The 13,958-nt window shown below is 74.8% G+C and carries 9 protein-coding genes and 1 pseudogene; 8 read left to right on the top strand and 2 right to left on the bottom strand.

Annotated features, from left to right (window positions below):
* The first annotated feature begins 131 nt into the window (after positions 1-131).
* The 8 genes and pseudogenes from smc to ffh all read left to right on the top strand — a co-directional run bounded on the left by smc (position 132) and on the right by ffh (position 13,048).
* Positions 132-3,852, top strand: a pseudogene (smc, locus tag ACQPYN_RS10670) (chromosome segregation protein SMC).
* Positions 3,853-3,991: 139 nt separating this feature from the next.
* Positions 3,992-4,564 (top strand): hypothetical protein, encoded by a 573-nt coding sequence (locus tag ACQPYN_RS10675; RefSeq protein WP_433036631.1) that lies wholly within the window; start codon positions 3,992-3,994, stop codon positions 4,562-4,564.
* A 329-nt stretch (positions 4,565-4,893) separates the two neighbouring features.
* A complete protein-coding gene (gene ftsY, locus ACQPYN_RS10680) occupies positions 4,894-6,438 on the top strand; it encodes a signal recognition particle-docking protein FtsY (RefSeq protein ID WP_433038825.1) in 1,545 nt (514 codons plus the stop codon).
* A gap of 27 nt (positions 6,439-6,465) precedes the next feature.
* Positions 6,466-6,837, top strand: a complete 372-nt coding sequence (locus ACQPYN_RS10685; protein WP_433036633.1) for a VOC family protein — start codon at positions 6,466-6,468, stop codon at positions 6,835-6,837.
* Between the two features lie 233 nt (positions 6,838-7,070).
* Positions 7,071-8,363, top strand: a complete 1,293-nt coding sequence (locus ACQPYN_RS10690) for an ammonium transporter (RefSeq protein WP_433036635.1) — start codon at positions 7,071-7,073, stop codon at positions 8,361-8,363.
* Positions 8,364-8,368: 5 nt separating this feature from the next.
* Positions 8,369-8,707 (top strand): P-II family nitrogen regulator, encoded by a 339-nt coding sequence (locus tag ACQPYN_RS10695; RefSeq protein WP_133824904.1) that lies wholly within the window; start codon positions 8,369-8,371, stop codon positions 8,705-8,707.
* A 144-nt stretch (positions 8,708-8,851) separates the two neighbouring features.
* Positions 8,852-11,326: a [protein-PII] uridylyltransferase gene (locus tag ACQPYN_RS10700; RefSeq protein WP_433036638.1), complete on the top strand. Its 2,475-nt coding sequence runs from the start codon at positions 8,852-8,854 to the stop codon at positions 11,324-11,326.
* A 114-nt stretch (positions 11,327-11,440) separates the two neighbouring features.
* Positions 11,441-13,048, top strand: a complete 1,608-nt coding sequence (gene ffh, locus ACQPYN_RS10705) for a signal recognition particle protein (RefSeq protein ID WP_433036640.1) — start codon at positions 11,441-11,443, stop codon at positions 13,046-13,048.
* Here the strand turns inward: ffh and ACQPYN_RS10710 are convergent, their stop codons facing one another.
* Positions 13,049-13,459, bottom strand: a complete 411-nt coding sequence (locus tag ACQPYN_RS10710; protein ID WP_433036642.1) for an MmcQ/YjbR family DNA-binding protein — start codon at positions 13,457-13,459, stop codon at positions 13,049-13,051.
* Positions 13,456-13,920, bottom strand: coding sequence for a MarR family winged helix-turn-helix transcriptional regulator (locus tag ACQPYN_RS10715; RefSeq protein WP_433036644.1), 465 nt, complete (start codon positions 13,918-13,920; stop codon positions 13,456-13,458). The genes ACQPYN_RS10710 and ACQPYN_RS10715 overlap by 4 nt, the downstream gene beginning before the upstream one ends.
* Between the last annotated feature and the right edge of the window lie 38 nt (positions 13,921-13,958).

Below are 13,958 nucleotides of genomic sequence, written 5' to 3' on the forward strand. Positions count from 1 at the left end.
GGTCGGGTCACCGGTGGTCCTCGCCCGTAAACGGTGGGTGACCGCTCCGACGTTCGGGTTTCGGCCGGTCCGTCCCCCTGTCGGGTCCCACGGGTAGCGTCCCGGGGCACCGGCGGGGGAGGGACGTCCGCGTGCACCTGAAGAGCCTGACGCTCAAGGGCTTCAAGTCCTTCGCGTCCTCGACGACGCTGCGCTTCGAGCCGGGCATCACGTGCGTGGTCGGGCCCAACGGGTCGGGCAAGTCCAACGTGGTCGACGCGATCAGCTGGGTGCTCGGCGAGCAGGGGGCCAAGGCGCTGCGCGGCGGCAAGATGGAGGACGTCATCTTCGCCGGCACGTCGGGGCGCGCCCCGCTGGGCCGCGCCGAGGTCACGTTGACGATCGACAACTCCGACGGCGCGCTCCCGATCTCCTACGCCGAGGTGTCGATCACCCGGCGGGTGTTCCGCTCCGGCGCCGGTGAGTACGAGATCAACGGCAGCAGCTGCCGCCTGCTCGACGTCCAGGAGCTCCTCTCGGACTCCGGCATCGGGCGCGAGTTGCACGTGCTCGTCGGCCAGGGGCAGCTCGACGCGATCCTGCAGTCCCGGCCCGAGGAGCGGCGGGCGTTCATCGAGGAGGCCGCGGGAGTCCTCAAGCACCGCAAGCGCAAGGAGAAGGCGCTGCGCAAGCTCGAGGCGATGCAGGCGAACCTCACGCGCCTGTCCGACCTCACCACCGAGCTCCGCCGCCAGCTCAAGCCGCTGGGCCGCCAGGCCGAGATCGCCCGGCGCGCCCAGACCATCCAGGCCGACCTGCGCGACGCCCGCCTGCGCCTGGCCGCCGACGATCTGGTGACCCTGCGCGGGCAGATCGAGCGCGAGCAGGCCGACGAGGACGCCGCCCGGGCCCGGCGCGACGAGACCGAGCGCGCGCTGGCCGAGGTGGGCGAGCGGGTCGCGGCGCTCGAGGCCGCGGTCGAGGCCGCGACGCCGGCGCACACCCGCGCACAGGAGGGCTGGTACCGCCTCTCGGCGCTGCAGGAGCGCCTGCGCGGCACCGTGGCGCTCGCCGCCGAGCGGCACCGTCACGTCGCGACGGCGCAGGACGCGCCCACCGGCCCGGACCCCGACGACCTCGAGCGCCAGGCCGACGAGGCCGCGGGGCACGAGGCGACGCTCGAGGAGGAGGTCGCCGAGGCCCGCGCGATCCTCGAGGGGCACGCGGAGCAGCGCGAGACCGCGGAGGACGCCCTCACCACCGCCGAGCGCCGCCTCGCCGCGGCTACCCGGGCCGCTGCCGACCGCCGCGAGGGCGTGGCGCGCCTGGCGGGGCAGGTCGAGACGCTGCGCGGGCGCCTGGCCTCGTCCACCGAGGAGCTCACGCAGATCGCGGCGTCGCTCACCGAGGCCCACGAGCGCGCCGGGGCCGCCCGCGAGGAGCTCGCCGCGGCCGAGGAGGAGTCCGGTCCGGCGACGGAGCCCCGCGACCACGACGTCCCCGGAACCGAAGTTGACGACCCGGACGCCCCGATCCCGAGGCCGCGCTCGACGCCGCCGTCGAGCGCCACGAGGCGGCGCGGGCCGAGGTCGACCGCGCCGGCGCGGCCCACCGCGACGCCGAGCGCGACCGCGCGCACTGGCAGGCGCGCACCGACGCCCTCGCGCTCGGCCTCACCCGGCGCGACGGGGCCGGCGCGCTGCTCGGCGCGTCCGACCGCGTGCCCGGGGTGCTCGGGTCGGTGGCCGCGCTGCTGCGGGTCACGCCGGGCCACGAGGACGCGGTCACCGCGGCGCTCGGCCCGGCCGCGGACGCGGTGGCGGTGACGGGCACCGACGCCGCCGCCGACGCGCTCGCCGAGCTGCACGCCGCGGAAGGAGGGCGCGCGGGGCTGCTGGTCGGCGGGGAGGTGCGGCCGAGGCGTCCCCGGGCGATCCGCCCGCCGGGGCCCGCTGGGCCGTCGACCTCGTCCGCGCGCCCGACGACCTCGCCGGCGCCGTCGCCCGCGTCCTGGCCGGCACGGTGGTCGTCGACGACCTCGCGGCTGCCCGCACCGTCGTCCGCGACCACCCCCACCTGCGGGCGGTGACGCGCGCCGGCGACCTCCTCGGCGCCGACTGGGCGGAGGGCGGCCCGTCGGGCAACCAGAGCCTGCTGGAGATGCAGGCGGCCGCGGACGAGGCGGGCGACCGGCTCGCCGCCGCCGACCGCCGCATCCGCGAGGTCGACGCCGGCCTCGAGGCCGCCAAGGAGGTCGAGTCGGCCGCGCGCGCGGAGGTCGGTGTCGCCCGGCAGGTCCGCGACGACCGTCGTCGCGCCGACACCGAGGCCCGCCGGGCCGCCGACGCCCGCCGCGCCGCCGACGACGCCGCCCGCGCCGAGGCCGCCCGGCGCCTGGGCCGGCTCACCGAGACCGTGCGCGGCGCGGAGGCCGAGGCCCAGCGCCTCACCGAGCGCCAGGCGGCCGTCGAGAGCGCCCGCGACGAGCGGCGCGCCGAGCTCGACGAGCTCACCGAGCGCCTCGCGATGGCCCAGGACGAGGCCGCCGACGACGCGGCGGGCGCCGACGCCGACGACCATGCCGCCGAGCGCGACGCGGCGTCCGCCGCGCTGACGGCGGCGCGGTCGGCCGAGGTCGACGCCCGGCTCGCCCTCCGCACCGCCGAGGAGCGACTGCGCGCGGTCACGGGCCGCGCGGAGGGCCTGCGCCGCCGCGCGGCGGGCGAGCGCGAGCAGCGCGCGCGGGCGCAGGAGCAGGCCCGCGCCCGGGCCCGGGCCGCGGCGCTCACCGAGGAGGCGGTGCGCCACGGGCGCGACGCCCTGGAGCGTCTCGAGGGCTCGCTCGCCCAGGCGGCGGCGGCCCGCGACGCGGCGGCGTCGGTGCGCACGGCGCGTGCGGGCGAGCTCGAGACCGCCCGCGAGCAGCAGCGGGAGCTCCAGGCGGGCCTCGAACGCCTCACCCACGCGGTGCACCGCGACGAGGTCGTCCGCGCCGAGCAGCGCACCCGGTTGCAGCAGATGGAGTCCGGGATCGGCGAGCGCTTCGGCATCGGGCTCGACGACCTGGTCGGCGAGTACGGCCCGGACGTGCCGATCCCGCCGCCCGCGGGCGAGGTGGCCGAGGTCGAGGCGGCCCGCGAACGCGGCGAGCAGGTCGTCATGCCGCCGTCCGAGCCCTTCGACCGCGCGACCCAGCAGCGCCGGGCCACCCGTGCGGAGAAGGAGCTGGGCACGCTCGGCAAGGTCAACCCGCTCGCGCTGGAGGAGTACGCGGCGCTCGAGGAGCGCTACCGCTTCCTGTCGACGCAGCTGGAGGACGTCAAGAACAGCCGCCGCGACCTCCTCGAGGTCGTCTCGCAGGTCGACGCCACGATCCTCGACGTCTTCGCGGGCGCGTTCGCCGACGTCGCCCGCGAGTTCGAGGCCGTGTTCCCGGTGCTCTTCCCGGGTGGCGACGGCCGGCTCGTGCTCACCGACCCCGACGACCTGCTGGCCACGGGCGTCGAGGTCGAGGCCCGCCCGCCCGGCAAGAAGGTCAAGCGGCTCTCGCTGCTCTCCGGCGGGGAGAAGTCCCTGACGGCGGTCGCGATGCTCGTCGCGATCTTCCGCGCACGGCCGTCGCCGTTCTACGTCCTCGACGAGGTCGAGGCCGCGCTCGACGACGCCAACCTCCGCCGGCTCATCGGCCTGCTGGCCGAACTGCGCCGCAGCTCCCAGCTCGTGATCATCACGCACCAGAAGCCGACGATGGAGATCGCCGATGCCCTCTACGGCGTGAGCATGCGCGGCGACGGCATCACCGCGGTCATCTCGCAACGGCTGCGCGGGACCGATGCCCCCGGCCCGTTCGCGGAGACCCCCACCCCGACCTGACCACGTTCCGTGCCTCAAGGTCGCACTCTGTAGTCGAAGACGCCCGGTTCGGGCGAGCCGGATGACGCCCTCGTGGGCTCCCCGCGGGCGCGCGGCGCCTCTACCGTGCTGGTCAGAGGGCTGACGACGGGGGGCGGACATGACGGCGGTGCGACACGGTCCAGCCCACCCGGCACACGCCGCTCCCGCCGGCGCCCCGGTGCTCTCGCCCATTCCGGACGGGCCCAGCACCGGCCGGCACGCCCGTGTCGGCTCCGGCGTCCCGTCCGGGCCGCTCGTGCGCCTGCGGACGGTCGTCCCCGCGCCCGAGCCGGCGCCGGAGCCCAGCGGCCGTCTGGTGATCGACAGCTCGTACTGCCGCCTGAGCCCGCACCTCGGTGCCCGCAAGGTCGCGGTGAGCGTCGACGGCCTGCCCTGGCGGTTCGCCTGGGGCCGCACGCCGATCGACCTGCCGGCGGGGCGCCACCTCGTGGAGATCGAGGTCGAGGGCGGGCGGAACGGCTGGGGCCACGTCGCCGACGCCGTGCCGGTCGCCGCCGGCCACACCGTCGAGGTGTTCTACCGCGCTCCCGCGCTGCCACGGCTCGCCGGCTCGCTCGGGCCGGCCCGCCAGCGCACCGCGGGCCTGCCCGTGTGCGCGGCGCTCCTCGCCCTCGGGGGTCTGGCGGTGCTCGCGCTGCTCGTCGCCGCGCTCGTCCTGCTCGCCGCCTGACCGCGCTGCCGGGAGTCGGGTCGGCGGATCCCTTGCGGGAGATGCTTCGGTTTCCGAAGCGTGCTCAGGGCGGGAGACGACCGGGCCGGACGCCGCGGCCGGTCGGCCCCGCGACCCGGTGGTCCTGTCCTGGAGATGCTTCGGTTTCCGAAGCATCGCCGGCGAGGGCGACGACCCTCCGGCCCGGGTGACCCGGTGGCGCGCCGCCACCACGCCCGGCTGGGAGACTGGCCGTCGTGTCGTTCCGGAGCTCGCCGCTGACCTCCCTGCCCGACCCGACCTCGCCCGACCCGGTGTCGCACGCGGTGCTCGCCGCCGGGACCGGGACCCTGCCACCGGGCGTGCTCGCCGCGATCGTGGCCGCGGCCGTGGTCGTGCTCCTGCTCATCGTCCTGGGCATCGGCCTCTACCTGCGCCGTCGCCGGCGGGTCTCCCTCGCCGAGCAGGAGGAGGCCGCCAAGCCGAGCAAGGGCACCTATCAGGCCGGCGGCGGCTTCAACTTCAGCGCGGGCAGCGGCACGTCCACCCTCGCCCCGCCGCGCCCCGAACCGACGCCCGAGCCCACGCCGGAGTCCACACCCGAGCCGACCCCGGATCCCGCGGAGCGCCTCGACGCCGCCGGCCCCCAGGCCACGGCACCGGAGGCCGCCCCGGACCTCGACGCGGACCTCGACACGGACACCGACACCGGCACGGACACCGGCTCGACGGGCCCGGGCGTCACCGTCGAGCCCGGCGTGGCCGGTCCCCAGGCCACCGCGCCCCCGGAGCCCGTGGAGCCCGAGGCCGCCGAGCCGGAGACCGTCGAGCCCGAGACCGTGGGGCCCGTGGTCACCGAGGCCGCGACCGCCGAGCCCGTGACCGCCGAGCCGTCCACCACCGAGGACGCGACCGAGACCGTCGCCCCGCCCACCGGTGCGACCGTCGCCCCGGCGGCGCCCACCGAGGAGATCCCGTCGGCCGAGGGCCGGCTGGAGCGCCTGCGCGGGCGGCTGGGCCGGTCGCGCTCGACGCTCGGGCAGGGCCTGCTCGGTCTGCTCGGTGCGGGCGACCTGGACGAGGACTCGTGGGAGGAGGTCGAGGACACGCTGCTCATGGCCGACCTCGGCTCCTCGACCACGCAGGAGATCGTCGCCAAGCTGCGCGAGCGCATCGCGTCGCGGGGCGTCCGGACCCCCGACCAGGCCCGTGAGCTGCTCCGCGAGGTCCTCATCGAGTCCCTGGGCCCGGACATGGAGCGCTCGGTGCGCGCGCTGTCCCACGACGGCCGGCCCGCCGTGGTGCTCGTGGCCGGGGTCAACGGCACGGGGAAGACCACGACGACCGGCAAGCTCGCCCGGGTCCTCGTCGGCAGCGGGCACGTCGTGCTCCTCGGCGCCGCCGACACGTTCCGCGCCGCCGCGGCCGAGCAGCTCGCGACCTGGGGCGAGCGCGCCGGCGCGGAGACCGTGCGCGGCAAGGAGGGCGCCGACCCCGCCAGCGTCGCCTTCGACGCCGTCAAGCGCGGCACCGACGCGGGCGTCGACGCCGTCCTGCTGGACACCGCGGGCCGCCTGCACACCAAGACCGGGCTGATGGACGAGCTGGGCAAGGTCAAGCGGGTCGTCGAGCGTCAGGCCGAGGTCGACGAGGTCCTGCTCGTCCTCGACGCGACCACCGGCCAGAACGGGCTGACCCAGGCGCGGGTGTTCGGTGAGGTCGTCGACGTCACCGGCGTCGTGCTGACCAAGCTCGACGGCACGGCCAAGGGCGGCATCGTGTTCCAGGTGCAGCGTGAGCTGGGCGTCCCGGTCAAGCTCGTCGGCCTGGGCGAGGGCCCGGACGACCTCGCGCCCTTCGAGCCCGAGGCGTTCGTGGACGCGCTCCTGCGCTGACGGTCCCCGCCCCTAGCCTCCGGGGGCATGTCCGGCATCGCACGCCTGCAGCTGACCGTCCTCGACACCCCCGAGCCGATGGCGCTCGCGCGCTTCTACTCGCGGCTCGTGGGGCTCCCCGTCGCCGAGTCCGAGACCGACCACGACTGGGTGGAGCTCGACGGCGGCGGCGGGCCGTCGCTCGCTTTCCAGCTCGCGCCGGCCAGGAGAGCCCCTGCGTGGCCGCAGGAGGGCGCGCTCCAGTTCCACCTCGATCTCGAGGTCGACGATCTCGACGCCGGCGAGGCGGCCGTGCTGGAGGCGGGCGCGACGAAGCACGAGCACCAGCCGGGGGAGTCGTTCCGGGTGTTCCTCGACCCCGAGGGCAACCCGTTCTGCCTCGTCCGGAGCGCGCCGTAGACCGGTCGGGGATGTCATGATCGCTCAGCGTCATGACCGAGGTCTCACCGGCACCCGTAACGTCCGGTCGGGAAACATGAACGTCACATCGAACGGACCCGTGTTAACTGCGGTGAAACGGAACGCGCCGCTGCGCGAAACACGCGCTCTTCATTCTCGCTCTTCGAAACCGGTCTCACCGCGACGAAGGGAATCTGCTGACCGTGGAACTCGACAGCGGAACGATCGCCTGGATGTTGACCAGCACGGCGCTGGTCCTGCTCATGACGCCGGGCCTGGCGCTGTTCTACGGCGGCCAGGCCCGCTCGAAGAGCGTCCTCAACATGATGATGATGGTGTTCAGCACGACCGCCACCGTGGGCGTGCTGTGGGTCATCTTCGGCTACTCGATGTCGTTCGGCGACGACGTGGGTGGCGGCCTGCTCGGCAACCCCGGCCAGTACTTCATGCTCTCGAGCCTGCTGTCCGAGACGGTGCAGACCGACGGCCTGCCCGACATCGCCTTCGTGGCCTTCCAGGCCATGTTCGCGATCCTGACGGTCGGCCTCATCGCCGGTGCCGCCGCGGACCGCATGAAGTTCAACTCGTGGATGGTCTTCTCCATCCTCTGGGCGACGATCGTCTACTTCCCGATCGCCCACTGGGTGTTCGACCTGGACGCCGGGTGGATCGCCAACGGCATCGGCGCGGTGGACTTCGCCGGTGGTACGGCCGTCCACATCAACGCCGGTACCGCGGCTCTCGTGCTCTGCATCGTCCTGGGCAGGCGCCGTGGCTGGCCGCGTGAGGCCATGCGTCCGCACAACCTGACGATGGTCATGCTCGGTGCCGGTCTGCTGTGGTTCGGCTGGTTCGGCTTCAACGCCGGCTCGGCCGCCGTGGCGAACTACTCGGCCGCGTACGCCTTCCTGAACACCGTGGTCGCCACCTGTACCGCGATCTGCGGCTGGCTGATCATCGAGCAGATTCGCGACGGCAAGGCCACCTCGCTCGGCGCCGCCTCGGGCATCGTCGCGGGCCTCGTCGCCATCACCCCGGCCTGTGCCGCGGTCACCCCGCTCGGCGCCATGGCCATCGGCTTCATCGCCGGCATCGGCTGCGCCTACGCCGTCGGCCTGAAGTACAAGCTGGGCTTCGACGACTCGTTCGACGTCGTGGGCGTCCACCTCGTCGGTGGTCTGCTCGGCACGCTGCTCATCGGCTTCTTCGCCTGGGACGGCGCGCCGTCCGCGGCGTCCGGCGTCTTCTACGGCGGCGGCTTCAGCCAGCTCGGCATCCAGGCCATCGCCGCCGTCGCGGTGATCGCCTACTCGGGTATCGCCACCGCGATCATCGCCCTGATCATCAAGGCGGTCATGGGCCTGCGCGTCGACGACGACAGCGAGGCCACGGGCGTCGACGAGGGCGAGCACGCCGAGTCGGGCTACGACTTCTCGAGCCTGCGCAGCGGTGGCACCTTCGGGTCGTCGCACTCCACACTGTCCGCCCCGACGCAGGTCACCGCGACTGCCGGTAAGGAGGGCTGAACGAGATGAAGATGGTGACGGCGATCATCAAGCCGTTCGTGCTGGAGGACGTCAAGGGAGCCCTCGAGCAGCTGGGGGTCCTGGGAATGACCGTCAGCGAGGTCCAGGGCTACGGCCGCCAGAAGGGCCACACCGAGGTCTACCGGGGTGCCGAGTACTCCGTGGACTTCGTCCCGAAGGTCCGCATCGAGGTCGTCACCGACGACACCGCCGCGGAGAAGGTCGTCGACGCGATCGCCGAGACCGCCCGCACCGGCAAGATCGGTGACGGGAAGGTCTGGGTGACCCCGGTCGAGACCGTGGTGCGCGTGCGCACCGGCGAGCGCGGGGCCGACGCCCTGTAACCGCCGGACGACGACGGCGCCGGGCCCCCTCCACGGGGACCCGGCGCCGTCGTCACCCGCGTGCTCGGTGGGACCCGCCCGTTTCCCGGTGCGGGGCACGAACGCAGGCCGCCGTCGAGCGCGCCGGAGAGGACGTGGGGGCGGATGGCGACGGACGCGCAGCGGAGCGGGACCGGACCCTCGGGCACCGACGCGCGGATCGGCACCCCGAGCGGCCACGGCGACGCCTCGGACCTGGTCCGGGCGCGGGACGCGCTGCTCGACCCGCCGCCGGGGGCGCGGCGCCTGGGACCGAGCGCGCTGCGCGAGGCGTTCGTGGAACTGCACGACTTCTGGCTCTCCTCGCGCGCCGCGTCGGTGGGCGTGGGGGAGGGCTCGGCGCTCGTGGCGGTCGGTGCCCTCGGGCGCCGGGAGCTCGCGCCGCACTCCGATCTCGACCTCGTGCTCGTGCACGACGGGCGTGGCCGGCGGGGGGACAAGGAGCGCATCTCCCGCGTCGCGGACGCGCTCTGGTACCCGCTCTGGGACGCCGGGATCGGGCTGGACCACTCGGTGCGCACGGTCGGCGAGGCCATCGAGGTCGCCACCACCGACCTGCGGGTGGCGCTGGGCCTGCTCGAGGTCCGCCACCTCGCGGGCGACCCGGACCTCGCCGAGCGCCTGGCCGCGACGGCCCGCCAGGCCTGGCGCGCGGGCATCCGGAACCGCTTCGACGACCTCGTCGCCACCACGGCGACGCGCTGGGAGCGCTCGGGCGAGGTCGCGCACCGCATCGAGCCCGACCTCAAGAACGGCCACGGGGGTCTGCGCGACATCCAGCTGCTCGACGCGCTCTCCGCGGCGCAGCTGGTGGACCGGCCCACCGTCGACGTCCAGGACGCGCGGCGGCTGATGCTCGACCTGCGCGTGGAGCTCCACCGCCGCGCAGGCCGGGCCCGCGACGTGATGCAGGCGGAGGACGCCCACGAGGTCGTGGCGGCCGCCGCGGGCGATCTCGGCGTCACCGACCGCTTCGACCTCGCGCGCGCCCTGTCCGGGGCGGCGCGCACGGTCGTCTTCGCGACGGACACCGCCCTGCGCTCGGCGCGCTCCGCGCTGCCGCGCCGGGGCCTGGCCGCGCTGCGCCGCCCGCCGGCGCGCCGACCGCTCGACGACGGAGTGGTCGAGCACGCGGGCGAGGTGGTGCTCGCCCGCGACGCGCAGGTCTCGCGCGACCCGGCCCTGGTGCTGCGCCTCGCCGCGACGGCGGCGCGCACCCAGCTGCCGATCGCCGCGGGCACCCTGCACCGCCTCGCGGACGCCGCGCCGGAGCTGCGCGAGCCGTGGCCGCGCGCCGCGCTCAGCGAGCTCCTGGCCCTGCTGGGCGCCGGCGAGGGCACCGTCGACGTCATCGAGGCACTCGACCGCACCGGCCTGTGGGGCCGCCTGTTCCCCGAGTGGGGTGCGGTGCGCGACCTGCCCCCGCGGGACCGCTCGCACGTCTGGACCGTCGACCGCCACCTCGTCGAGGTCACGCGCCGCGCCGCGGAGCTGACGACGCAGGTGTCGCGCCCGGACCTCCTGCTGCTCGGCGCCCTGGTGCACGACATCGGCAAGGGACGCGACGAGGACCACTCCGAGGTCGGCGAGCGCCTCGCCCGCCACATCGGTCGGCGCCTCGGCCTCTGGCCCGCGGACGTGGACACGCTCGCCGCGATGGTGCGTCACCACCTGCTGCTGCCGCACACCGCGTCGCGCCGCGACCCGGAGGACCCGGCGACCGTCGAGCGCGTCGTCGAGACCCTCGGCGCCGATCCGGTCCTGCTCGAGCTGCTGCACGCGCTCGCCGAGGCCGACTCGCTCGGCACCGGGCCGGGGGTCTGGACGTCGTGGCGGGCGACGCTGATGGGCGACCTGGTGCGCCGCTGCCGCGTCGTCATGTCCGGGGGACCGGTGCCCGGGCCGTCGCCGCTGTCCGACGAGGCGATCGCCCTGGCCCACGCCGTGTCCGAGAGCGGGCGCCCGGAGGTCTCGATCTCCGGGGAGGGCGACCTGACGACCATCACGATGACCGTCGCCGCGCCCGACCGCCCGGGCCTGCTCTCGCGCGCCGCCGGCGTGCTGGCGCTGCACTCCCTGCAAGTGCACACCGCCGACCTCGGGGAGCACGACGGCGTCGCGGTCGACGCGTTCACCGTCTCGCCGCGCTTCGGGCGCCTGCCGGAGGCGTCGCTGCTGCGCGAGGACCTCGTCCGCGTGCTGCGGGGCTCGCTCGACCTGCCCGCCCGCCTCGAGGCCAAGGAGCGCGACTACGACCGGCCCGGCCCCGCGCCCGCGCCGAGCCGGGTCGTCTGGTTCGACGACGAGGCGACGGGGGCGGTGGTGCTCGAGCTGCGCACCAGCGACCGCATCGGCCTGCTGCACCGCGTGGCCGCGGTGCTCGAGGAGCAGGAGCTCGACGTCCGGTGGGCGCGGGTGTCGACGCTGGGCAGCTCGGTGCTCGACGCCTTCTGCCTCGAGACCGCGGAGCACCGGGGCCTCGACACCGAGCGCCGCCGCAAGGTGGAGGAGGTCGTGCTGGCCGCCGCCGCGACCGGGCCCTCGACCCGGCCCTCGACCCCCGTGCCGCCCGCGGGCTGAGCCCGACATCGGCTGGCAGCGGTCGGACCGCCGCGAGCCGCCGGTTAGGGTTGTGACGAGGACGCCGGGTCGCACAACGGGCCGCGGCGCGCGATTCCGGGAGTGGGTCCAACCGTGTTCGACACCCTGTCCGACCGTCTCACGTCGGTCCTGTCCGACCTGCGCGGCAAGGGCCGGCTCACCGAGAACGACATCGACACCACGTCGCGCGAGATCCGCATCGCGCTGCTCGAGGCGGACGTCGCGCTGCCGGTGGTGCGCGCGTTCGTCCGGAAGGTCAAGGAGCGGGCGCTCGGTGCCGAGGTCTCCGAGGCCCTGAACCCGGCCCAGCAGGTCGTGAAGATCGTCAACGAGGAGCTCGTCGGCATCCTCGGTGGGGAGACCCGACGGCTGCGGTTCGCCAAGAACCCGCCGACGGTGATCATGCTCGCCGGCCTGCAGGGCTCGGGCAAGACGACGCTCGCGGGCAAGCTCGCGCACTGGCTCAAGGGCCAGGGCCACACCCCGATGCTCGCGGCCTGCGACCTCCAGCGCCCGAACGCGGTGAACCAGCTCCAGATCGTCGGCGAGCGCGCCGGCGTCGAGGTCTTCGCCCCCGAGCCCGGCAACGGCGTCGGCGACCCCGTGGACGTCGCCCGCCGGGCCGTCGCCGACGCGAAGAGCCGCCAGTACGACGTGCTCATCGTCGACACCGCGGGCCGCCTCGGTGTCGACGAGGAGCTGATGCGCCAGGCCGCGGACATCCGCGACGCCGTCAGCCCGGACGAGACCCTGTTCGTGCTCGACGCGATGGTCGGTCAGGACGCGGTCACCACCGCCGAGTCCTTCCGCGATGGCGTCGGCTTCTCCGGCGTCGTGCTCACCAAGCTCGACGGCGACGCCCGCGGTGGCGCGGCGCTGTCGGTCCGCGAGGTCACCGGCCAGCCGATCCTCTTCGCCTCCAACGGCGAGAAGCTCGACGAGTTCGACGTCTTCCACCCCGACCGGATGGCCTCGCGCATCCTCGGCATGGGCGACGTGCTCACCCTCATCGAGCAGGCCGAGCAGGCCTTCGAGGAGGGCCAGGCCGAGGCCGCCGCCGCGAAGATGGGCTCCGGCGAGCTGACCCTCGAGGACTTCCTCGAGCAGATGATGGCCGTCCGCAAGATGGGCCCGATCGCGAACGTCCTGGGGATGCTTCCCGGCGCCGCGCAGATGAAGGACCAGCTCTCCGGGCTCGACGAGAAGCACCTCGACCGCGTCCAGGCGATCATCCGCGGCATGACCCCGGCCGAGCGCGCCGACCCGAAGATCATCAACGGGTCGCGCCGGCTGCGCATCGCCAACGGCTCGGGCGTCGGCGTCACCGACGTCAACCAGCTGGTGGAGCGGTTCTTCGAGGCCCGCAAGATGATGAAGAACATGGCCGGCCAGTTCGGCCTACCCGGCATGGGCGGCGGCCGCAAGGGCAAGCGCCAGGCCGCGAAGGCCGGCAAGCAGGTCCGCAAGGGCCCGAAGTCGATGCCCGCGATCGCCGGCATCGCCTCGGAGAGCACCGCCGACCGCGGCGAGCGCTCCGTCGGCAGCTACCAGACCCCGGGCCTCAACCAGCTCCCGCCGGCGCTGGCCGGCATGAACGAGCTCCCGGCGGGCTTCGACCCGGGCGCGCTGAGCTTCCCCGGCACGGGCGGTGGCGAGGGCTCGCGCAGCTCGAAGAAGGGCAACAAGAAGAAGCGCAAGTAGTCAGCGCTGCTGCTCGGCGAGCCATCTCTCGCGGCGGCGGTTCGAGGCACGGGCCAGCCAGGCGTCCTGGACGATCTCGGTGAGCTCGTCGCGCGAGAGCCGGTGCAGGTCCGCCGCGCGCAGCAGCACCGAGAGGTGCCCGTCGAAGTGGGGCGTGGTGAAGAACGGGCTGGACGGGTCGCGCACGAGGGCGTCCTTGTCCTCCTCCGACTCGACCCAGAACATGATCACGTCGGTGTACCGCTCGCCGGTCACGGGGTCGGCGGCGTCGGGCCGGGGCGTCCGGAAGAACACGAACGACTTCCCGCCGACCTGGTAGACGGCGTTGCCCTTCGGTCCCTCGACCACCGTCACGTGGGGCATACCGAGGGCCAGGGCGTGCACGTCGTCGACGCCGGGGGAGTCGGTCACGGCGTCGCCAGCCGCGCGGCGATGTCGTCGACGAGCCGGCCCAGCAGCAGCCCCAGCGTCCGCTGGTCCTCCGGGGACCACTCGGCCATCGCGTCGGTGAAGAACCCGAACACGGTCTGCACGTAGCGGTCGGCGGCGGCCGCACCCTCGTCGGTCAGCTCGACGAGGCGGGCCCGCTGGTCGTCGGGGTCGGTGACGCGGTGGACCATGCCGCGCTGCTCCAGGCCGGTGACCGTCCGCGTCACGTGCGGCCCGGCCACCTGCTGGTTCTCGGCGATCTCGCCGATCCGCATCGGGCGGGCCGCGAGACGCAGCGCCGTGAGCACCCCGATGCCCGGCCGGTCGAGCGTGGCCCCGGCCGCCCGCTGCGCGTCCTCGATCACCGGGCTGCGGGTGAGGACGGCGGAGAGCCGTGTCAGGCGGGGCAGCAGCTCGCCGAGCAGCTCGGACTCCGGCGGCACGACACCTCCTCGTCAGATACCTACGTTAGGTATATGGT

The organism is Actinomycetospora sp. CA-053990 (assembly GCF_050948445.1).
Taxonomy (GTDB): domain Bacteria; phylum Actinomycetota; class Actinomycetes; order Mycobacteriales; family Pseudonocardiaceae; genus Actinomycetospora; species Actinomycetospora callitridis.

Bases quoted from the DNA above. Each gene is read 5' to 3' on its own strand.
- ACQPYN_RS10675 (WP_433036631.1), top strand. From the start codon at position 3,992: ATGACGGCGGTGCGACACGGTCCAGCCCACCCGGCACACGCCGCTCCC.
- ACQPYN_RS10685 (WP_433036633.1), top strand. From the start codon at position 6,466: ATGTCCGGCATCGCACGCCTGCAGCTGACCGTCCTCGACACCCCCGAG.
- ACQPYN_RS10695 (WP_133824904.1), top strand. From the start codon at position 8,369: ATGAAGATGGTGACGGCGATCATCAAGCCGTTCGTGCTGGAGGACGTC.
- ACQPYN_RS10690 (WP_433036635.1), top strand. From the start codon at position 7,071: ATGTTGACCAGCACGGCGCTGGTCCTGCTCATGACGCCGGGCCTGGCG.
- ACQPYN_RS10700 (WP_433036638.1), top strand. From the start codon at position 8,852: ATGGCGACGGACGCGCAGCGGAGCGGGACCGGACCCTCGGGCACCGAC.